General features: G+C 40.2%; 21 protein-coding genes. 8 read left to right on the top strand and 13 right to left on the bottom strand.

Features of this window, described 5'->3' with window-relative positions:
• Positions 1-151: 151 nt before the first annotated feature.
• The 4 genes from OH460_RS07460 (at position 152) to OH460_RS07475 (ending at position 3,352) form a co-directional block, all read left to right on the top strand.
• The gene (locus tag OH460_RS07460) at positions 152-1,480 is read left to right on the top strand and encodes a hypothetical protein (RefSeq protein WP_269996277.1); all 1,329 of its coding nucleotides are present in this window, start codon (positions 152-154) and stop codon (positions 1,478-1,480) included.
• A gap of 53 nt (positions 1,481-1,533) precedes the next feature.
• Positions 1,534-2,148, top strand: coding sequence for a hypothetical protein (locus OH460_RS07465; RefSeq protein WP_269996278.1), 615 nt, complete (start codon positions 1,534-1,536; stop codon positions 2,146-2,148).
• A 114-nt stretch (positions 2,149-2,262) separates the two neighbouring features.
• Positions 2,263-2,580, top strand: a complete 318-nt coding sequence (locus tag OH460_RS07470) for a hypothetical protein (protein WP_269996281.1) — start codon at positions 2,263-2,265, stop codon at positions 2,578-2,580.
• Positions 2,581-2,752: 172 nt separating this feature from the next.
• A complete protein-coding gene (locus OH460_RS07475; RefSeq protein WP_269996283.1) occupies positions 2,753-3,352 on the top strand; it encodes an outer membrane beta-barrel protein in 600 nt (199 codons plus the stop codon).
• Between the two features lie 234 nt (positions 3,353-3,586).
• On the opposite strand, the gene OH460_RS07480 is transcribed toward OH460_RS07475, so the two are convergent.
• The 3 genes from OH460_RS07480 to OH460_RS07490 form a co-directional block, all read right to left on the bottom strand.
• Positions 3,587-3,916 carry a hypothetical protein gene (locus OH460_RS07480; protein WP_269996285.1) on the bottom strand — a complete coding sequence of 110 codons (330 nt, stop codon included), beginning with the start codon at positions 3,914-3,916 and terminating at the stop codon, positions 3,587-3,589.
• Positions 3,917-4,224: 308 nt separating this feature from the next.
• Positions 4,225-4,623, bottom strand: coding sequence for a hypothetical protein (locus OH460_RS07485; RefSeq protein ID WP_269996287.1), 399 nt, complete (start codon positions 4,621-4,623; stop codon positions 4,225-4,227).
• Between the two features lies 1 nt (position 4,624).
• Entirely contained in the window at positions 4,625-5,875 is a 1,251-nt protein-coding gene (locus tag OH460_RS07490) for a hypothetical protein (RefSeq protein ID WP_269996289.1), read from the bottom strand.
• A gap of 502 nt (positions 5,876-6,377) precedes the next feature.
• Between OH460_RS07490 and OH460_RS07495 the strand changes: the two genes are divergently transcribed.
• Positions 6,378-8,033: an Lcl domain-containing protein gene (locus OH460_RS07495; RefSeq protein ID WP_269996290.1), complete on the top strand. Its 1,656-nt coding sequence runs from the start codon at positions 6,378-6,380 to the stop codon at positions 8,031-8,033.
• Complete coding sequence (locus OH460_RS07500; RefSeq protein WP_269996292.1) at positions 8,033-8,581, top strand: Lcl C-terminal domain-containing protein; 549 nt, start codon at positions 8,033-8,035, stop codon at positions 8,579-8,581. The genes OH460_RS07495 and OH460_RS07500 overlap by 1 nt, the downstream gene beginning before the upstream one ends.
• Before the next feature lie 266 nt (positions 8,582-8,847).
• Here OH460_RS07500 and OH460_RS07505 read toward each other — a convergent pair whose 3' ends face one another.
• The 3 genes from OH460_RS07505 to OH460_RS07515 form a co-directional block, all read right to left on the bottom strand.
• Positions 8,848-9,282 (bottom strand): hypothetical protein, encoded by a 435-nt coding sequence (locus tag OH460_RS07505; RefSeq protein WP_269996294.1) that lies wholly within the window; start codon positions 9,280-9,282, stop codon positions 8,848-8,850.
• 242 nt (positions 9,283-9,524) lie between these two features.
• Positions 9,525-9,968, bottom strand: coding sequence for a hypothetical protein (locus tag OH460_RS07510; RefSeq protein WP_269996296.1), 444 nt, complete (start codon positions 9,966-9,968; stop codon positions 9,525-9,527).
• 10 nt (positions 9,969-9,978) lie between these two features.
• Entirely contained in the window at positions 9,979-10,335 is a 357-nt protein-coding gene (locus OH460_RS07515; protein ID WP_269996297.1) for a hypothetical protein, read from the bottom strand.
• 420 nt (positions 10,336-10,755) lie between these two features.
• On the opposite strand from OH460_RS07515, the gene OH460_RS07520 reads away from it, so the two are divergent.
• Positions 10,756-12,108 carry a hypothetical protein gene (locus OH460_RS07520; protein ID WP_269996298.1) on the top strand — a complete coding sequence of 451 codons (1,353 nt, stop codon included), beginning with the start codon at positions 10,756-10,758 and terminating at the stop codon, positions 12,106-12,108.
• A 103-nt stretch (positions 12,109-12,211) separates the two neighbouring features.
• Here OH460_RS07520 and OH460_RS07525 read toward each other — a convergent pair whose 3' ends face one another.
• Genes OH460_RS07525 through OH460_RS07535 form a run of 3 tightly spaced genes read right to left on the bottom strand, consistent with a single transcriptional unit; the run spans position 12,212 to position 16,623 of the window.
• Complete coding sequence (locus OH460_RS07525; protein ID WP_269996300.1) at positions 12,212-14,713, bottom strand: Ig-like domain-containing protein; 2,502 nt, start codon at positions 14,711-14,713, stop codon at positions 12,212-12,214.
• Between the two features lie 17 nt (positions 14,714-14,730).
• Positions 14,731-16,263 (bottom strand): Calx-beta domain-containing protein, encoded by a 1,533-nt coding sequence (locus tag OH460_RS07530; RefSeq protein WP_269996301.1) that lies wholly within the window; start codon positions 16,261-16,263, stop codon positions 14,731-14,733.
• 9 nt (positions 16,264-16,272) lie between these two features.
• A complete protein-coding gene (locus tag OH460_RS07535) occupies positions 16,273-16,623 on the bottom strand; it encodes a hypothetical protein (protein WP_269996302.1) in 351 nt (116 codons plus the stop codon).
• A gap of 247 nt (positions 16,624-16,870) precedes the next feature.
• On the opposite strand from OH460_RS07535, the gene OH460_RS07540 reads away from it, so the two are divergent.
• On the top strand, positions 16,871-18,814 hold the full coding sequence (locus OH460_RS07540; RefSeq protein ID WP_269996303.1) for an Ig-like domain-containing protein: 1,944 nt from the start codon (positions 16,871-16,873) through the stop codon (positions 18,812-18,814).
• Positions 18,815-18,857: 43 nt separating this feature from the next.
• Here the strand turns inward: OH460_RS07540 and OH460_RS07545 are convergent, their stop codons facing one another.
• The 4 genes from OH460_RS07545 to OH460_RS07560 all read right to left on the bottom strand — a co-directional run bounded on the left by OH460_RS07545 (position 18,858) and on the right by OH460_RS07560 (position 21,321).
• Complete coding sequence (locus OH460_RS07545) at positions 18,858-19,196, bottom strand: hypothetical protein (RefSeq protein WP_269996305.1); 339 nt, start codon at positions 19,194-19,196, stop codon at positions 18,858-18,860.
• A gap of 140 nt (positions 19,197-19,336) precedes the next feature.
• A complete protein-coding gene (locus OH460_RS07550; protein ID WP_269996307.1) occupies positions 19,337-20,011 on the bottom strand; it encodes a hypothetical protein in 675 nt (224 codons plus the stop codon).
• A gap of 64 nt (positions 20,012-20,075) precedes the next feature.
• A complete protein-coding gene (locus tag OH460_RS07555; RefSeq protein ID WP_269996309.1) occupies positions 20,076-20,681 on the bottom strand; it encodes a hypothetical protein in 606 nt (201 codons plus the stop codon).
• A 298-nt stretch (positions 20,682-20,979) separates the two neighbouring features.
• The gene (locus OH460_RS07560) at positions 20,980-21,321 is read right to left on the bottom strand and encodes a hypothetical protein (protein ID WP_269996311.1); all 342 of its coding nucleotides are present in this window, start codon (positions 21,319-21,321) and stop codon (positions 20,980-20,982) included.
• Positions 21,322-22,108 lie beyond the last annotated feature (787 nt).

The following is a 22,108-nucleotide window of genomic DNA, read 5'->3' on the forward strand; positions in this document are numbered from 1 at the left end:
ATATGTAACTGATCGTCATTTCAGGAAAGTTTCATTTCTCATGTTCACCCCATGAACGAAAATCTAAATGCGTTGTAAAATACCATTTTGCGGTATTTACAATGATGCTATACTGTGAATATGTACATGAACCCATTCATCAGAGAAACAAATGAAATTTTCTCCACTGTTTTTGCCTCACAACCATGCAAATAGAGTTGCCCCAGCAATTTCTGACTTTCTCCACTTAGTAAAGAGGCACCATAGAAACGTATTTGAAGAATATGATTACGCCTTCGACTTTCTGATGGAGTATCATCACAACAGAAACAACTACAAATCAATACGAAATGAACTTTGTATCTTTCTGAATTGGGTATGGAATGTTAAACGTAAGTCTATATTCGAAATCAACCGTAAAGACATGTTTGATTTTGTTTCTTTTGGGAATCAACCACCAGAAGAATTGGTAGTTGGCCATAGCGGAATCCCCATAATTGCTAACGAACCAAAGAAGATTCCCTTTGAATGGGAACCTGAACTAAATGAGAACTGGCAACCCTTTGTTAACCTTGATAAGAAGCATGGCAAGCCTTACCAGCGCAAGTTCAATACGTTAAAACGTCAATTGAGTATTGTTAGTTCGTTCTATGCTTATCTTGGGGATTTGGAAGTTACTGATATGAACCCTGCAGCTATAGTACAAAAACGAATAGCAGAGGGGAATGTGGGTAATGTCGGAACAACGGATACCGATAAGGAAAAAGCCCTAAGCCAAGTCCAAGTTACGGCAATTTTTGAGTTGCTCGAGTTTCTTTGCCAAGAACAGCCAGAAAAATATGAAAGATCTCGATTTTTGTTCTATCTGCTTGTTTTGGCTTATCCAAGAAGGTCAGAGATATCCTCTAGACCGACACATTCACCATCATTTAGTGATTTCCGTCGGCATAGAACTCATTCAGGCAGTTATTACTATACGTTTTACATACCAAGGTCAAAATGGTCGAAATCTCGCTCTGTACTGGTCTCTGACATGTTATTGGGGGCTTTAAAGCGTTACCGTGTGCACTTAGGTCTTAACCCGCTTCCAACGGCCAATGAGACTGATATACCTTTGTTTGTAAGACACAAAGCAGCATCTCACGGTAGACAAGCAGGACTGATCAACGCAAACCTTGGAGACGAGCAAATATCAGCGCTGATCAATGAACTTTATGACTTGGCCTCTGATATATTGGTAGAGCGAGGTGAGGTTGAAGAGGCTCAAGAGCTCAGAACATTCACAGTGCACTCCTTACGCCACCTGGGTATTACTAATGACCTCCATTCTGGTCGGAAGGCCTCTGATGTGATGAAAGATTCAGGGCATTCGAGTTATGGAGCTTTCCAGATTTACTTGAGTAATCGTGCTGAACTTAGGTTGCCAAGTGTAAACTTGAAAGATTTAATCTTTTCTCCAAAAGAAGTTCAGTATATCCAGTCAAAGCTGGTGGTAGATTAAAGTCTGTTCAACCCACCAGCGTTTGTTGAAGCCGTATTTAAAAGGTATAAATTATGAGTTGTACGAGATTCCTTGATAATGAAGTTAATAAATCTCTGTTGATTTCATTGATTCGAGAGCAGTCCGCAATAGGTAAGACTGTTGTTTATTATTCTAGCTCTCTCAACGGAAGTGAAGGGTATTTGTACGTGGGTTCTGCCGCCGAAATACTTAATGAGTTAGGTGAAAGTGCGATAAGTTGCGAACCAAGTGAGTGGGGCATGACTAACGTAGGAAATGACTACTTAGCAAAAGGCTTAGTTGATGGCTTGTTGTTTGTGTCGATTCTTAACTTATCTGAGTTAACTTCAATTGAGTTTTTGAATCAACAAATGATGATTCGAAATACAGTTGGGCGACCGAAGTCATCATCAAACTCAAAACAATCCGCACTGCAAAAGTTTCTAATGATTCTAGGTATTGCCTCCGCTGGGGTGGCATTGATCATGACACTATATGCGAGCCATCTGATTTCAGCGATTGGTACTGATGATGATGTAGGAAAAGATCAGAAAATTCTCGCTTCAGATTTTAAGAAGGCTATTGAGGATTTGGAAAGAGCAGAGCGTCTTGGTGATGTATCGATTCGTATAGAACCAGTTCAGATCAAACCTGATGGTAATGATTAAGCTAGGGGTTACTTATTTGTATGGTTTCTCAACGTAATCAAGATGTTATTTATATCGTGTGTTGAATCGTCAATCATCGAGGTCTAATTCGGCTCGACTACTAGGAGTGTGTTTGTGGAACTGTGTAATTTATTGTTAAGTTATCAGATCAGTGTGTTGCACCTGTTATTTTTGGTCGGAGTACTCATTACAGGAAGGCTGATTCAACAGCATATATTGACTCGAAAGTGGGAAGAGGCAAAGTCAGTAATTCAAAACCGTGGGTATACACTTGAATTGGTAGACGGGTTCGTTGTCTCTGAAGACCAAGACTTGGTATCTGCAGTTGGTAGGGTTGGCGCTAAGGGTTATTTGGTCGTAAACCAAAATAAGGAGTTAGTATCTCGTGTTATAACTACGGCTAAGTCTGGCTCTTTCAAGAGTGAAATTTAAAGTTATCCACAATAAAAGTGGACAACCTATGTGTAAATCCCTCAACCTATTGTCTTTATTGGAATTGGCTTAAAATCAATCAGAATTGTGGTAAGCTATCGATAATTCAATCGCTATGTAACACTCACTTTCTTGCAGTGAGGTTGTCTAATATTATTCATTTAGGTGTTTTATGAAGCTATTCAAAGGCATTGCCTTAGCTTTAGCTATCGTATCCAGTAATGCGTCTGCTGCTTATTCAGTTGGATTACGTTTTGGTATGGTAGATCAAGAGCTCTCGGTTGCTGCGGACAAAAGTAAGGAAACAGCTTTCAGCTATGGTGTTGAAGCTAACGAACTAAATTACGTATGGAAAAATTTTTCTCTTGGTTGGTCGGTTGCTCTGGATTACTCTGATGTACCCCATAATTCGCTTGGGGATGTAACAACCATTGATGTACTCGCAGGCCCATTAATATCCTATCGTATTGCAGCTATAGCCCCAGAGTACTGTGGTTGCAATGTTAGAAGGGTTCATGATGGCATATCAGTTTTCGTAAAACCGCAAATTAACTTCTGGACGGCCGATTTTGCTAACGGTGGGAGCGCTGATTCCGAGTCTGACCTTGATTTTGCCTGGTCAGCGGGACTGAAGTATCAGGATTCAAGCAATATTAGCGTAGCCGCTGAGTACCAAAATATATCGAGAGAAGTAACTCTAAACCGAAGTTCCAATAGCAGCGTTGAAATCGATGATGATCGAGTAATTATCACTTTGGGTTACAGGTTCTGAGTGAAGTGCAATTGAAAAGCCAAGCGTAGCTTGTTTTTTAATAGCTGGTGGTAGGGATAGTTTTAGTTGGTGTCGGTGGACGACAAAGTTTGAAAATCGTTTATGCACCATTATTTAGTTCGTCAAAATCCCATGTTTATGGCAGGTAAGTTTCTGAAAAAATGCAACTAATCTGACACCCGATATTCATAAAGTATGGAAAACGCCCTTGATTGGGCGTTTTTTTTCGAATGATTATGCCGTTTCGGCTTTTAATACTTTAATGACTGCTTCGGCGTCTTCAGGTGCAATTTTTATTTTATGCATAATGAAGATTAGAATTAGCGGGCCAGCGCTAAAGAAAAGTGAGAGTGTTGGAATACCTCCCGCAGTCAAGGTCAAAACCATCGTTATCAACGCAGGTACTGCTATCAATAGACCTAAGATAAGAAAGGCAATAAACGTTAGCTTGGTGGTTTTTTGCGCGGTTTCTATTGTCGCTATGCGGCCATCTAGGCCCGCGCCCATCATGTCTGATTTTTGATAGAGTTTTAGTTGTTTTTCCGTTAGATTCGACTTTTCCATAATTTCAATATCCATAGGTTGTTTGGGTTTTAACTTCTATATATCAGTGGTTTAACTTTAGATCTTATCCTGCAATTGCTATTTGAGTGAATAAAGCCGTTTATCTACGTAAATCTGATTAAACATGCTTAGGTGGCCGGTTTTACGTGGCGTTAATTAGGACGCCTCTAAACCAATCTTTAGTGTAAAAGTTACTTTATTGCAAAAATTCCGCACTTAGTTATCCTCGGCCAGTTGGATGTAGGTTCATTGGTATTAGGCCTGAGTATATTGAATGTGAGCGGTTCTTAGTTATTCCTGAGGGGAGTTTAGTTAGTTTCATAAACTACTACTCTTAGCCTGTGTTCTTCCATTGTGGCATCTTCTATCATACGGCCGCATATTGTATCAATATTTATCAGAAGCTGACTTGATATTGGTATTCCAGTGTCAGCTACAATACCTTGTACATTGTCGATAACAAGATCAAGAACTCTACTCTCATTCAGTCGAATTGCCGAAGGTTTTATGGCGAGCAATTTTTCGCGTAGTGAATTATTCTCTGCTTCGAAGTGTATATCTCCATTCTCATCTTCTTGTGGTTTTTCAATATGGTATTGTGCATAGAGTTGCGATAGGGCGGTGTCCCATCCAAACATCATCACTATATTTTTATCAAACTCGCCATTTTTAGAGTTAAGTGCGTACTTCAGGATGTGTTGGCTCATTCTATTCGTTTGCTCCAAGGAGTTTATCTATATCAATTGTGTTAGATGAATCTGCGTATCGAAGGTTTAAATCAACTGAGCGTACTTGTTGGCTGTTATCTGCATTGATACGAGTTAACTGAATGGACTCTTGAAGGGTCCTTGAGATAGTTGCATTTTGTGCAACATAAGAACCATTGCCAGTTTGCCATAACTCGAAGCGGTCAACGGGCTCGTTAAAGGTGAAGATGTATTCGTCTCTAAATGCCTCTCCACCCTCAGGTGAAAGTGCATCCCGAAAGTCGCCCTGTGTTTGAATTAGTGTGCCATCAGTGCGGTAAGCGGATACTCGAACTTCGGATTCACACGAAGAACCCTTTACATAGCAGCCACCTAGACCATCTAACCCCCAGATAACTTGGTTTAGATTGTCGCCCAAAATCTTTACTACTAGCTTATCATTGGGGTTTAGGCCATCCGTTTTGGTGCCGCCAATTCCAGCTCCTTCAGCGGTGCCAGGACCGTTATAAGCAGTAAGGGTGTCATAATCTTTCATGTAAGTTTGAATTTCGAGCCCTGTAGTCGAATATATGCGTTTATCCCCAAAGCTTGCTCCCCAGTGAGCAACGGATGATTTTCCATCAAAAATATATGTAGCGGGGTTACTATCGAAACTCCCTATTGCGACATCTCTAGCGCCGTCTTCAACTAGTTGTTTGTTTGGGATGTATCTAATTTCATCAACTAAGTCGTATTCCTTGTTGGGTATGAATGCTTTCCAAGTGCTATCTAAGGATTGATATTGTAATTCGCCATAATTAGGCTGTTTTTCGATCTTCCAAGCGGGATTTCTGTGATTTAGTTTATCAATGGTCACCGTGTAATCAGTTGTGTTTGGTAAGGCTGACCCTACTGGAATTGCGGCCAGCATCAATTTTCCACCTGATTTTGGTAGTTCGAATGTGAGAGTGTCAACTTGACCCGGCTGAATAGTAACTTCCACCTTAGTTTGTATGTCAATGAAGCGGTACGCTTGTAGTGCGCTGTGGCCAACTGCGATTTCAGCATTCTGGATACCCGTTGCCGGTATCTCGTCGTCGATCATCAAGGTTTCTTCGGTTCCGATAATAGCAAGTGGTTGGTCGCTAGAATCTAAAAGAACTTGTTGGTTTGCTAAAATGTGTAGGTCTTTTTCTATATTGATGTTGGCGTATGCCGAAGGCACTATTGTGCTTAATACAACAGTGACTATTAATGCATTTTTCTTAAGCATGGCGTCCTCATTCGAGGTTTCTTAGTGGGGTGCTTGTGGAGTTTGCTTATATATGATCCTTTAACTGGAAGATTGAGTCAAATGAAAGACCTTAAATTCTCACCTTTCAGTCAAAGTTTTCGGTTTTCCCCTCAACATCTGCAGGTTCGAGAGGGGTTTGTCAGGTCTCCGGCTAGCATGAAACCGGCGTTCATGGGGTGAACAGCAATTTTGAGCTGCTCTTGATTTATGTGGTTTGTTTAATGAACAACAGAACAGAACAGAACAGAATTTCAAGTTCCAAGACCGACTCAAAACCTTGATATTATTCATCTGAACAATTTGTTGCATAGCGTTAATCACGTTTTTCATATTTCATATATGTATTGGATCTCGATTTCATATAGAGTTTAATGTGCAACTTCCTATGGCTATTGACTTGTTATCTAACAAGCGCCTTCTCACGCATTCATAACTGTATCAAACGTTTAAATTACAGCTTTGTTAATAAGTGGTATAAATAATGAAATTCAAACAGAAACACCTCGCATCTTTCGTTTCGAGTTCACTCGCAATAGTTGCGTTAACTGGTTGTGGTTCTTCAGATAGCGACAGTAGTAGTGACTCAAAAAATAATGGGTCATCGAACAAACCAACTGTTGTAATGGTAAATGTTCCCAGTTCCATCAATATCAATGAACCCGATATAGGTAAAACCTCTCAAGCTTTCATATCCATTAAACTTGATGAAGTACTGACGACAGACTTACAAGTCAAAGTGGTAACTAGCGATGTGACAGCAAATGGATCTGGGGCTTTAGCCAATTACCAAAACGTTAACCAAACTGTTGTTATGCCCGCGGGTTTGCAAGAGCTCAATGTACCCGTAACCGTACTTCGAAACGAAGTATTTGAGGGTGACACTGAATTCGAGTTTACTATTGAGATTGAAGAAACTAGCTTACTCAAAGTAGAAAATAATGAAACAAGAGTTGTAATACGCGATAAAGATAACTTACCAGAGGTTAATCTTAAGCAAACTCAATTGACGGTAGTTGAAGGCGATACAGCAACAGTAACCCTAGAACTGACTACGTACACTGATCAAGAAATTACATTACAAAGCAGCTTTAGTGGCTTAGCTTCATCCGTTGATTACACAACTTCATTGCCAAGTTCCACATTTAAAATCCCAGCTAAAACTAAACAATTCCAATTTGACATTGATATAGTAGCCGATGGTCTGCCTGAAGGGGGGGAGTCAATTCAATTCGACATTACTTCATCGAATTCTGCTGACGTAGGAGACAAGAAATCCCTGTTTATCCTGATACCGGGTAGCTACGGTATTAATGATACTGGTGTAAGTACTTTTTATGATGGTGCAACTTTTGACAATGCAGCACCATCAGCTGCATTCCCGAACCAAGACGCTTCTTATGGTAACGATATAGAAGACCCTGTAAATGAACGAAATGATGGTGATCAAGGCTTCATTTTCTCTAAAATCGATGAGAACGGTAACACTTTATCGATGAATGCAAGTACATGGTCATGCGTACGAGACGAGCGAACGGGGCTTTATTATGAGAATAAACATGCACCTCAAACCGCGATAATTCAAACTGTTGATCAAATTGAAGATGTCATTGATCTTTGGAAAGATAACAACAAAGTAGATCCATTCCCTTATGAAACTTACTCTGTTAACTGGCGAAGCAGCTCATATAAGTACACATGGTACAACAAGGACTCTAAGGTGCATGGTGGTAACTTAGGAGCTAAGAACGATGACCATTATGCTCCAGTATCCAGCCAATACCCAATAAGCTCTCACTGTTCTTATATGACTGAGGAAAACATAAGCGCTAACTGCAACACTGCTGATTATTTGAACGTAATGAACACATATGCGGTATGTGGTATTGATGATTGGCGTTTGCCGTCTCCTAATGAAATAAGGGCAATCCACAATCACAATTCATCGGTTGATCCGTCAGCTGTTAAATATTTCGAAACTATAGATGAAAGTGGGGCTCAGACCCACTACTTAACGAATCAAACGTCAGCGAATAAAGATGGGTCTGCTTGGTGTCTTGATATGACAAACGGAAAGTTAGAACTTTGCCAAAAAGGTTATCAAAATGGTCTTATCGCAGTTAGTGAAGGTGCTCAATAATGAACAAGAAAATTAGAACAGTTTTTGCTATTTGTACCACCTTTGCAAGTAGTGGGCTGCTTGCTCAAACATGCTTTAACGATCAACCAGCATCTCATTTGGATGGTCAATTTGTAGATCGCCACGATGGGACAATCCTAGATGTTGTTAACAGTCTTTTATGGAGCAAATGCAATGTAGGCGAAACATATGATGCAGCCACTAATAGCTGTAATGGTACGCCATCATATTTCGCAACTTGGCAGGATGCACTTATTGCGACTCAAGATACTGCAATTACTACCATTGGTAACCTGCCCGGCTTTAGAATGCCGAACATCAAGGAACTGGCCAGTATCGTTGATTATCGTTGTTATGCGCCAGCCATTGATTTAAGCCTATTCAGTTCAACAATTAATGCGCCATACTGGTCAAATACCCCAGATGAACACCAAGTCCATACTCAATTTGGTTATGAGGGACTCTTAATCAACTTCACTAGTGGGGAAGAGTTCGATCAGTTGAAGAATGGCATTGTTGTTATGAGACTGGTAAGAAAATTCGAATAATACAAAGCAACCCACTTGTCACTTTTGACGAATAGTTAAGTAGAACTGATCATCCAACCAGTTTACCTTACCCTTAAGGCATCACGTCTTAGGGGTATTTTTTATGCCCGAATTCTTGCGCACTTGAGATTATGTGATTAGACCGAAGATTACGATCACTTTGTGATTTGCGACATAGTTGAACTTAACCGTTAATTTATTAGTAAGAGTAGGGTGCTTATATAGAAGTATGTAGCAAAAGTGATTAAAACTATGACAGTACTTGTTTAGTTACTTTCCTCATATCCGACTGCATATTTGCATTCGGCTATGTAGTGAATATTTGTAACCTTATCAAGCACTTCAAAATGTTCACTGCTGATTGGCTTCGCTTCTACAAGACTGTTATCGACATTACTTCGGCACATTCCATTGCCGCCGTAAAAAATACTGTACCTCGGACAAACGAGTGTGATGGTCTCTAAAGTGTTGGCGGTCTTGAAATAACTACGGATCTCCAAACCACGCGTTCTGACTAGCTTCGCTTCATTATCTAAAAGGTTGCTAGTGTATAGCTTGTATTCATTCACCTTATAAGGGCATAGCTGTTTTAGAGGAACGTTGTTAGAACTTGATTGAAATAAGAGTTTCGCAGAAGCGTGCGGCTGTGTTGTTAATCCGATGAGACCAACAAGTATCTTGCTGATTATTTTTCTGTTCATATGAGTATCCATTGTCAATTGATGTGTCACAGTGGTTAAAGTGAACTTAGCTCGAGATGGAAACATTTGGCCAGTTATAGCATCTTTGTATCCGATTAATGTTCTCATACTTCTTATGCGCGTTTTCGCGGTCAATTGGGGGCAGGGCGTATATTTTCCGATTTTGTCTTCATATAACATTCCCGTGTGAAAAAGCTTCGGTTCCAGTGTTCATGTCGTGATCTGGGTTTAGGATGTGCACATCAGCCCAGTGTGTAACCAATAACAAACTTGCACTCGTATAAATGTTGCTTTCTATGAACTTTTCCAACACTTCCAAAATCTGAATCCTCAATAGGTACAGGGCGAACAAGTTCTTTGGTCCTAAAAAGGCCGGTCTCATTAAATCGGCAAGTCGTTGAATTCATAAATTCACTTTCTTTTGGGCATCTAAAAGTAACGGTCTTGAGTGAGTCATTAGATAGAAATAAGGTTCGCACTTCCATATTTTTTGTTTTAACCAACTTTGCGGTGTTTTTATGTTCGTCAGGGATTGAATCTTCGTATTGCTTCACGAGTGTCGGGCAAATAGCAGCAGAATTGCCATGTGCAGAAACAGAGCTAGAAATTATTGCACTTGCAGAAACAGAGCTAGAAATTATTGCAAGTGCACTAAAAATTGCACAATTGATGATCAGTCTTTTCATGTTGCTGAGCCTATACGAATGTGGGTTTAATTAAGGTTGTAAGGTTGTAAGGTTGTAAGGTTGTAAGGTTGTAAGGTTCGCCACTAAGAAAGTCCGTGAAGAGATTACGAACTTTACTCCAATAAAACATTCGATCAATCAGGTAGAATATCAGGAATGCTATGGGTGTAGCGGTCGCCGTAGTGTACTTATCCAGTTCATCAATGAATAAACTCCCAATAGCGTAAGAGCCACTAAGTGTAGAGACTACGGTGAGAATAAAACCATAGAGGTAGAACATCTTAGTAGCTTTTACTTTGTGGTTTTTTGCAGAAGTGATAGTCAGGTTTGGGTTAACCAGATCATCGAGGTTTCTGTAATCGAACATGATAACTTACCTATTATACTTACCCTGATAATTACAGTTATCTGGGGTAGCTTGCTGATATTAATGGTTTTACTTCTTATTGCTGATCATTGCTTTGTGATACCGAATTGGAACTGTTTGTAAGTCCATGCAGATAATCATGCTTATCTGTGTATTATTTGATTTCTGATGTTGTTATGACTGTAGTCTTGGTCGGCGCCGGCATGCTAATAAGTCTATACCACTCAAGCTATCATCGGTATAGGAAATGACTATAGTCTCAATGTAATACGCATTGATTGTGATCTAAATAGGTAATTTATAAAGCAAGCTTTGCATCATGTTGCGCATCTCGAACAACAAGCTTAACATAGTCTGTCATCCATAAGCTCCATCAATGCTTACGACAGTCAGTATCCCTAATTCATAAAAGAGGAACCCATGAATACATCAATTCAAAAGTTATCATCATTAATCGCAATTTGTTTGATTTCTGGTGTTGCTCATGCCCAAGAACTTTTGCCACGAGCATATCATTTAGAGTTTGACTCGCAATCGGAACGACTTGATGTTGTTACTATGAAGGATGCCACTGCCGGGTCTAAATGGAAACCAGCTTGTGCTGTCCCTTCCTTTGTTACTCCTGATGATCTAGTAAATCGCTTAGCCGAGAATGTTTTTATTGCCAGTTTACCTTTCAAAGAAGGTTGCAGGCTGATTACTTTAAGAAGTGCCACAGGGGCTCCTGTTGCTCTAAGTGACTATTCTATCTTAAACGAGTATCTTCGCGGTGGTTCAACGCTGTTTTTTGGTAAGCCTCTGATTTTCATCAATCATCCTGATTCACTTAATGTGGCCTATGCTCTCAATTCTGAGTTTGAACTTGAATACTTAGATAGTTATAAAGGGGAAAAAGTAAAAGTATACAATGCTGGTACTTTGGTTGAAAATTCCACCTATAAGTTCATTCCGGGATGGCCTTTATCAAGTAACCGTTTGGAACATAACATAACCATAAAGAAAAACGACTTTTCTGAAAACGTCGTTCGCAATGGTCAAATTAAAGACACCCAAATTATTGCGGGTGAATTGGTTCTAGTTGAAGGTGAACGCGACCATTACTCATTGATTGGTTACGATCGAACCGTTGAAATTTCTGAGGATGAACTATTTGATCCTGCGATATACTTAGATAATGTGCTCTACTCTAATGTTAAATATCCTGAAAGTTCGTTTACTTTGTCAGCGTTCAATCCTGTTTCTAACCAAACAAGTGTATTGGGTGATTTCTTCCTTACTTCTGCAGGTTTGAATTCACTTGACGTAGCCAAACGGGGTAATCTTGGTCAAATCCGTGATACAGGGATCTTAATCAATGATAAATTAGACACTATCCAGTTAGTTTTGAATGCCAATAATATCGATACTGTTGATTATGTTAATTTAGACATTATTGGTGATGTTGGAGATACTGGTTCTTTGGTCGTAGCTGATTGGGATGACTACTCGAGCTCAACAAACAGCTCTTTCGCTTCGGTTAATTTTGTCGACACTGAAACTTTGGCCATTAACTCTCTTTCGTTTTTAGGCACAGAGCTTGAATCATTTGAGCAACAGATACTCAATGACTTCGCTTTTAATGAAGATTTATTTAATCTAATAGACGGCAACTCAATTCAATATTCGAACCAACTTAACGATGTAGACGGGTATGATATTTTCAACGTTGATTTTTCATTAACTTTAGTCGATGGTGAGTTTGTCATATCTGACGTAATCATTGAAAAATGGTAATCATGATTTGATTTATTTTTTGAAAGCAACGCTTTGTGTCAAAAGCGTTGCTTTTTTTTGATCTATTGAATCGCTTTATGGTGGCAAATTAGTGGCCGAATAATCACTCATATTTCGAACTTAATTTCGGGATTTCCACCATTATATCTGATGTGGCAATGATAGAACTGCTGGTTGCTACAGGAATGGTAACTGGCCTATCCCCTTCACCAAAATCAACCGAAAGAAGTTTTGTTTCGCCCGGACTAATAGATACGCCGTCAACTGTAATAGGGAGCTTTGAATCACTCCTAACTGTCAGGTAATAGTCATGTATACCTGATGCCATTTGCCCGCCTTCAACTGTCATAGGGTTGAAGGTTAGCGATGTAACCGGACTATCATCGTGTTTAAGGAGTGGGACACTCACCGGTAATGTTATGAGGGACCCCAAAGTGATGATGTTTTCTGGTATGTACTTGAAAATACTATTAGCAATGGTTCGGTTACCGAAATCATCAACTGCTGCAACAGTTAATGTGTACCATTCATTTTCAATCAATGTCGGAAAGACTCTTGGAGTTTCAACTCTATAATTGTCATTTCCAGTTGCAACCAGTTTTAGTTCAAATTCATCGTTAGCAGCACCGCCAGTAAGTAGGACGGACTCTATTAAGTAATCATTGGCATCATTTACGCTAAATAATATCTGATCTAACTTTGTTATCGAGGCATTTTGTAGCGGTATGTTCTCAATTGTACCCAGTTCAATAATTGGGTTTTCTGTTTCGTACTGGATATGGCCTAAATCTACCGTGGTTATATTCCAAGCAGTATCCTGAGCCATTAGTTCTATGTTGTATAACCCGTTATCCAGTTGTGGTAGCGGTATTGATTCGTCCATAAATGCGCCGCCTAGAGGAACGATTTTACCATTCAAGCTGAATTGTCCTTTGTTACCGTCTACCCAAACATCGATTGTCTTGTTTGAAGTGTCAGTTATTCTAAGTCCGACCTTAGACATCTGAACCCTGTTCCAGTCCTCACCTGAAAAGTCCTTTAAAGCATAAATTTGGTACTCGTTCGAATATGGTTTCTTTAACGATTTAGTCACCCTAGGTACTGTCTTGTCGACGGTAAAATTCATACCTCCTAGATTAGAACTTTTCAAAGCCCTGAAATCATCTTTTACGATTTTGTTCATCCAAAAATGACGAACAAGAATTAGATCATTAGGTATTGCAGGGTTAGCACCTTTCCAGTCAACGTATTGAGTAGGTAGTGATGCTTGGCAGGTTGTACCATTTACCGGGATGACGCAGTTGGAATACCCACCTCCGGCACCGTGCTCTTGTATGAACACTCTTTGGATATATGGTCTGGGTTCTGCGGTAACTCTAAATTGAGTTGGTTTATCATTCTGATTCGCCAACCCTAACATATGGTGCCCGTAGTTAACCCACCCTACTCCATTAACGAAGTATTCTTGTTTTACTGCGACAGGTTGCTTTGCTAGATGTGGGGCTAGATTTAAATCGTGATATAGGAAGTGAGATACCCAGCGATCATGACGGCCAATTGAAATTTCGTGCGTTCTCGGGTCACCCTTTGAATACACGGATTGTACATGAAAGTAGGCGTACCCATCTTTAACATATTCGGTAGTATTGTATTGACCCCAATAGCTGTAAAGTCTGCCGGGATTTGCAGGATTAGCCCATTCATATGGCATTCGATATACCAATTTGAAATTGTAGTTTCCAACCTCCATACCGGGTGTATATGCCTTGTATCCGGTGTATGGTGAACCGGGTAGAAAATTCCCAGAATATGTTCCGTCATTGATGCCCACTAATTCGGGAAGGTAACCCGGACCAGTCCAAGTGATATCTCTTGTTGTTTTACCTATATTTCCCGCTTTGTCGTAGGCATCGATATGAATCGTGTAATCTCGTTCGTAGGTCGGAAATATATTAGGGGCTCCGCCCTGCCTTGCCTCTTTAGATACCTGATTGTATGCCATTTCAATGGGCGTTTTTAGAGGTGTGGTTTCTCCTCTATTTGTTGCGTAGACCATGACTTTATCTATACCAGATAATTGGTCGTTTACATTGGTTGCACCCCAGTTCCAAACCTCGAAGTCGCCTAACCATTGATGGTTAGGTACGTTACTCAATTTATATGCAAAGCTATTCCAGAAAATATTTCCTAAAGTTGGAGGTGCTTCATCAACGGTTAATTGCTGCACAGTTGCACTTATAATGTTGCCCTGTGTGTCAAGTTGAGTGACATTTATGGTGTAAGCATTTTGAACTAGGTGTCCAATTACGAGGGTTTTCCCGTAAAATTTTTCATCATTTACTTCCAGTGAGTCTCTTATTCCGACAACTCCTAGGTCGTATGAGTTAGTACCGCTTTCGGATGTAATATCTACAACCACGCGACGATCTAGGCCTGAAATTAGATGAAGTCTTAAACCTGAATGGTTAGGAAGAAAGTTAACCCCTTCTTTGAACCTTTTATTTTCACCATTCGTTTCGATGTAGTGAACGTTCGCTAAGACATCACAAGTAAAGATTAAAAGTAAGACTGTGAAGATCTGTTGTATTTTTCTTCGAATGTGCATTTTGAATCAATTCCCATCTAATCATCATTTAAAATTGTAACAATGCCTTGAGTGTCTAGAGGATTCGCATTTACGACGTTTTCAACGTTCACGCTGAAGCGCTCGTTTTGTTCTTTGATTGTGTCGCCATAAATTTTAATGGGAATTTTAATGCTTGTTTCACCGGGAGCGAAGGTTACTTGTCCACCAACACCTTCATAGTCAATTTGACTGAAATCAACGGCACTGATATCTACATTCCCTTCTGAACCACCCGCAGGCACCACGGTTAGCCCATCCCACAAAGGGTGATTTCCATATCGTGCAATAAGATCCGAAACCAGCACCGGAGCTCTATTCACATTTCCCCAGAATCGAAGGTTAAAATTGGATGCGATCTGATTTACTGAACCCTGAAAAACGTCGTGATCAGTGATAAGCATAATGCCACCCCCGCTTTTAGAGTAATCACCAAACGCTGAGATTGTTGATTGAGTAAAAGCGTTTGAGGACGATGTTTCTGACCCCATAACTATCACAGCTTGGTAATTTTTAAGTTCAGCTAGAGAAATGTTCGCATTTCCGAACCCGCCATAGTTATCTACATCTTTGATAGATATTGGTATGCCATTGTTACTTGCCCATGTTGTGAATGAACTACCAAAGCCTGCACCGCCGCTGTAATCTTTTACTCTGTAGTTACCACCATGACTAGCAGGTTTATCACCTAGTAATAAAACGCCGTTGCCAAAGTTATCGGTTTTGATCCAGTCCCATACGTTGCGCATATAGAGCCAAGTATCACCTAAGCCATTGGAATTATTATACATTTTTGGAAAACCGCCATCTAGCACTAGCCGACCACCATTGGGGTTATCAACTATAGAGATGAACGGATTGTTATAGTGGTCGTATGCTAAGTTACGAGCCTCACCAGCGATACTTGCTGTGTCGATGTCTTTGGTTATGTAGTTAAACGAAACAGGCCTTCCATACTTAACGTCTATGGCAAATTCGACTTCTACACTTTTGTGACCGCTGTTTCCTTCTAGGATGGAAGCATCGTAAACACTTAGGTCGGGTACTTTATCGATTATAGAAACTAATTCAGGAATAATAATGGTGTAGTCAAATTTACCGTCTTGAGGACTTGTTCCTTTGAACGGAATGCGTAGGCGACCATCTTCGGGGATTGTTACTACCATTGTTATGGTTTGGCCAGGCCGCACAATAACGTCATTCACGATATAAGTTTGTGTTGAATTCGAGTTGAGTGTGAAGTTTACGGTTTGTGAACCAACAGCTAAGTTCCCTTGAATAGAGAATATCTCGCCAGTTACAATTCCAGGTGTCGGACTATCGCTATAGTCTTTGAGGTAAACTTCTGTTGCTAGACCTATTTTTGATTTGTTATCAATCGACACGTCTTCCGAATGGTCAACAAACTCATGAGGAACCAGTCGACTTACAGCGTGTGCATGGAAACTCGAAGCGATAATTGAGGCAAATAATGACGTAAGGACAATTGGTTTAATGCCATTAACCCTTGTAGGCAGTCTCTTTGAGATCATTGGTAGTCCTTAAGCGGCTAAGTTTTCAATTTTAAGTTCAATAGCTGATTTGATGCTGGCGATCTGCTCTTTATTAAGCTTAATCTCTGCTACACGGCTTGTGGATTGAAGGGTGTGTTTGTCAACTAAGTTTAAAATCACACCGCTTTCTACTTCTGAAATGCTAATAGCAAGGTGTTCATCACGCGTGTCAATTTTAGTTGTTACTAAATTGAAAAGTTCTACCCCTTGGACCACAACAAGTTCTAATGTCGTTGTCGGGCCTATCTGAATAGTAGATAGCGTCGAGTTTGGATCTTGAGTTGTGATTTTAGGCATTTCTACTTGCCAATTAAGTATTGTCTTGTGTTCATTCATCATAGATTCTCGTTAACACGTACTAAAGGCGGTGATACCGTTGAGTCATGTGTTGAGTCATGTGTTGAGTCAAAAGTTGATTCAAAATGGGGTTTCGTGGAGACTGCCTATGCATACTACATCGTATTTATTAATAGATCGAGCCAACCAAGTCTCACATTGATGTTTATTTTATAGACATGTACTATAGGAAGTAGCATCTCCACAATACTCTTTTCTATCTAATTAATAACGCATTAAGGGATATTTTGTGCGACGAATATTAGCATTAGCAGCCCTAGCTGCCGCTGCTGGATGTGCAAATGCCGCAATGGTCGATTTGGGTACCTGGAAACAAGAAGGTAGCCCAGCCAATGGAACATGGAGCTTGTCAGCTGACAGGCACTCAGTGTTTCAGTCCATTAATGGCCATCCAACAGCCTATGTGTCTGATCAATCATATGATTACCGCGTTTTTCGTGGGGACATAAAAGTGGAAACATCATCCGATGATGACTATATAGGTTTCGTTGTCAGTTATAGCGACTCCGAGTTCATAATCTTTGATTGGAAGAAAGCCGACCAAGGTACTGCGAAGAAGGGTTATTCTCTGATCCACTCGAGAGGATCTTTGGATCAGCTTAAGACTCTTGGTTGGGATATCCATGAAGGCAACACCTCTCTAACTACACTTTTAGCCCGCGATCGCAGTAAAGGTTGGACGCATAACCAGTACTATAACTTCCAAGTTCAGCTAAAGCCGGGGCGAGTTATCGCCAGTGTTGATGATAAGGTGATTTTCGATGTAGAAACAGAAGCTGTAAAGCCCGGTCGATTCGGGTTCATAAACTGGTCACAAAGTCACGTTAGATATCATTCAATCCAAGAACTACACCCCCCTATTCCGGCGGATATTGAAATGGATGTCGATCAGGGCAAAGTTACACGTATCACCGGTTCTTGGACCGATGGAAATACTGACGAGACTCATACTTGTCGACTGGTCAATCAACCGGATCATGGCAAAGTTACTTTCGTTCCACCCTGCAGCTTTGATTATCAACCTATGCCCGATAAAAATGGGACTCAAAATTTTGAATACGCAGTGTTGGACAGTAATGGTATTGAAGCCGAAGGAGATGTCACACTTCATGTATTGGCATCGGGGCTCAATGCTGCTCTCCCATCTCACTTGATTGCTAGTAAATCTTACGCGGTGAATGTCGAAATCGGAGGTCAGTTTAGCGATGGCTTCGTTAAGCCGAATATAATGGTTGAGAATAGCCCATCCTTCCTTTCTTACGATGATGTTAATTCACGCATAATTATGACCCCCAGTGTAAGTGATTTAGGTGTTCACAGTGATATTCGAATTACAGCAGTTAACAGTAATGGTAACCGAGTTTCTTTGGGTGCATTTGATCTTCAAGTGATACCTAGTGATAAGGATGATTATTTAACACCAAAATTTACGCTGCTTCCAAGTCAAGCCCCATTATTGGACAGCGATGACAATCACATTGTTTCAGTCGAACTTCCACCATTAGCTTCAGGAGAGAACAACTTGGTTGAAGGTCCTCATGAGATGATTGTTACGACGGATAACTCTCCAGAAACTGTGGTTATCTATGATGGTTTAGAGTTGGCTCCTGGTTCTACCAATTCCTTCATGGTTGACATCATCCCCACAGGTACTGTTATTCCGTTTGCGGTTCACGCGCCAGAGCCTGATAATGCAGGGTTTAGTCTTGAGCTACCTTGGATTGATTCACCGGATGATCTTCGCTATGTGAAAGCCGTAGCTTGTGGCCCTTCTGATTCGACTAAGTGCCGCAATTTGTTGGAGTCTGACCGACTATCTGCACCAAGTGGTGAGATTCAAGTGATCTTCCGTGATTATGATACTAAGGAATACACAACTGAGTCCTTTTCTGCAGCTGACTATGCCTCTTCTCTGTTCATGGGTAAAATCGCGAGCATGAGTGATAAGGACATGTTCTCCATTAATATTAATACAGGTTCAGCAGCCTCCTTTTTAAATGCTCTACAATCTTCTGTAGGTGATTCTAGCCTCAGTAATGTTTTAGCATCTTACTCAGGTAAGGATGCTGGGACCGTTGTTTATGTTCATTCTAAAGGTGTCATCGATAGCAAATTTGATGGGCCATATAGGTGGGGCACTTCTACTCAAACATGGGTTGGCTTAGATAACTAACCTTCGGAATGAAAAAGCGCTAAATTTAGCGCTTTTTTTATACCTAATGCGTGGTCGTTCGAAAAGCGAGTAATGTTGTTGAAAAAAATGCTAGAACCGCTTCTTTGGTAGGCTCTATAGTATTTGTTAGTTCTACGTCTAAGGCCAGACTATGATTGTCTTGAAGTTCGACTAGCGGAGCTTTAGGTCTGATGTTTGTTGCAGTGTCTATCCCAGAGGCGTCGGAATTTAATGTCATTATTGTGTATAGCAAACCATTCGTTGCCTTGAAGTGTTCTAGACCTTTTTGTGTGCGCTGTGACAGTGGAATTTCTACGCCGTTCGCGTTAATTGCATCGCGGAGGATGGTGCGGAGCTCAACATGGGTTGTTATTCTATTCATTAGAGTTCTCTATCAGGATTGAGTCATTATTATAACCCCTTGAGCATGTTACGTCTTTGCCACGCGAGTTTAATTTCTTGTACCACCCCAGCAAATTCAAGCCAAAAAAAAACCCAAACATCGTTTGGGTTTAATTAATATTATTTCTGTGCGTATATGCCGCTTATGTCTTTCAATGCGACTGTTCGCATGTTTACAGAGCTAATCACGAAATTTTCTATTATGCGGTCAAGCATATTAAAAGCTTCATTTAAAACGTTCATGCCTTTCGCTGTAGGGTAAGTAGCCATAATTTCATCTGCTAACTCAACCCAACGTTGGCGGTAACCGTCTTGGTAGCCTGCTTTATGTAATTCCAAAGGATAGTGATCATTCTTAGGGTTCATTTTAAAATTTGGTTTTTCACTTTGAAGCATAATCTCGACAATCTCGAGTTCGGTTGCTTCTATTTCTGTTAGATAAATATCAATATCTACATTTGTTTTTCCAACCTTTTTTATAAGGTCTCGTGCTTCTTTGCAGGTTTCTCGATTCAGTGTTTGTTTACGCAAACATTTATTAATCATCGAGCATTCGCAATGAACTGTTGCAAGAGCTTCAATAAGAAGCTTTGAACATTCAGGCGAAATATCACGGGACATGATCGCTTTAGAAACAATGTCTGTGTAATGATCGGCGTCAAAGTCCGGTTGTAGATAGAAGTTACCTCCTACCACAGCCTTTGATGTCATAACTAGAAAGAAGTGATTGATATTACGGTTAATATTTTCGATAGATGTGCAAAGTTTAGGTTTTAGTTGAAGTTCATTTTTCATTTTAAGCTCCTTAAGCACATCACTACCCAAAGGGCAATAAATGTGCCCTTGATGGGTTAGTTGTTTATTTGGTTGATGTGTTTGTGTGGGAACACATTATGTCGCGAGCACTACGGAATGAGTCGATCTGAGAATAGATCCATTGCCATGATTCAGGGCCTTGGTCGTGTTCTAGGTCGGTTGTCATCCAGTGGTCTACTGCGTACTCCCAAAGAAGGTTTGGTTTCTTATTTCGCTTTAAAGCCACGATTAATTTTTCAATAGATGAAGTCATTTCTGACTTACTATCGTCATCGCGTACGATAAACCAAGGTTGTTTTTTCAGCCAGTTAAGGTACCTAACAGCTTCGTTTTGCATAGACCAAAAGAACATAGGTTCTCGGTTCTCAACAATAGCTAAGTTGTCAGTCATTAACTCACCAAATCGTGTAGCAATATCGTTATAGTGGCTCTCCCATAATTTGTGAGACATACCACCCAATTGTATATTTACAGTCCTTTGTAAGTCCTCCCAAGCATCAGAGTTGTCACCTAATTTAAAGGAAACTAAACCTGTAGCGTCTTCGCTTGGTTCAAGACCATATCGTGTCCAGATACTACGTTCATCGTAAGTAATACCGTAGGCATCGATAAAAGCTCGTTTGTTGTTTCGATTCGTTACATATGACATATACCAGTGCACAGGAATAGAGCCATTAGCAAGAACAACAGTTATGTCGTAATTGAGACATGACCCGTGGAGAACACGAGAAACGGAGTATGCAAAAATAGCGCACTTATCGTGAGCGTATGATTGACAAAAGCCTTTGTCGCCATGCTGGTGGACTGGGGTTGGAAGTTCGAGGGCGCGGTATAGAGGTATAACATTTTTATGTACTTTTCGAATATGGAATTGATTTTTCATGATTAGCGCTCATATAAAGGGTAATCATGCCCAAGGGTATGATTACCCTTGTGGTAGGTTTAAATTATAAAGTGAAGTTGGCAAAGTATTCGATGTAGGTCTCTGAAGTGGTGTCATCTAGGTCGATGTCGATGCCACGTGCATGCATAGATTCAGTCCAACTTTCATTGTTTTGAGTAAATTCAATTTCATTACCTGCAATTTCTTCCAGACTAGTAAGACCTTGAGATTTTACAGCGGCTTGAAGAAGTTCTTCATTGTTATTGAAAAACTTGAAACCGAGTTCAATCATGTAAGCCTTATTGTTACTTATCAGCTTGTCTGAACTATTATCTTCTTCGAAAATCATAGCGTAATCTTTCGGAGAAAGTGCGTAGTATTTTTTGTGGTTTGAATGATCTTTCATTGCGGCAACCTTAGTGTGAGTTCATGTATGATTCTAAGATCGAAGCACAATTTGAGTAGGTGAATGTAGGACTTACGTATACTAAGTTACCATTCACTTTTACCCCCAAATACTTAAAAGAAGGTTTTGTTAGTTCAACTAGTGGTTCGATAGTAACAGCTGCTTCTCCCTCCTCTAGTGATTTGGCGTCAGACTCATTCATTCTTTCTACCATTGAGTCAAAACTCATTGGCAAGAACATCTCAAATACTACAGAAGTAATTTTTGAGTGTTGACCGGGCTTTTCTAACAAATCCTCTTTACTGCAACTCAATGCGATTTCCTTGATTGCATTGGCATAACCAAGACAGGAACATAAGAGGTTCATAGGTTGGCCCATACAGCAAGATGGACATTTAGTGTCTTGATAAAACCTTTGAAGGTGATTAGTTTTGCTGAGGATAGTATTGAATTTTGTTTGGTCGATATAGTGATTTAGCATAATAGTAGTCTCTTGATGTTGAATTTAAATTGACTACTTCCCAACTCGGGAAGTAGCCCGATTGGGTGGTTAATTTATTGAACCTAAAATGTATTGGTGGCCATGAGAATGGCGACATTCAAATTGATAGTTTATTGAACGTTCGACCAAGGCCTGTGCTTCATTTTCTATCTGTTGAGCCGCTAGAGAGCCCATTGTGGGTGGTAGACGTGGTTCTGTGTAAATCCTACCAGCTTATTATCATGATCAAGCAACGCAGTTTCACGCTTGTTTGATTGCGGATAGTACACATAGACAGGTTTGAAC

Origin of the sequence: Vibrio sp. Makdt, from assembly GCF_027587015.1 — a bacterium.
Classification (GTDB): domain Bacteria; phylum Pseudomonadota; class Gammaproteobacteria; order Enterobacterales; family Vibrionaceae; genus Vibrio; species Vibrio chagasii_B.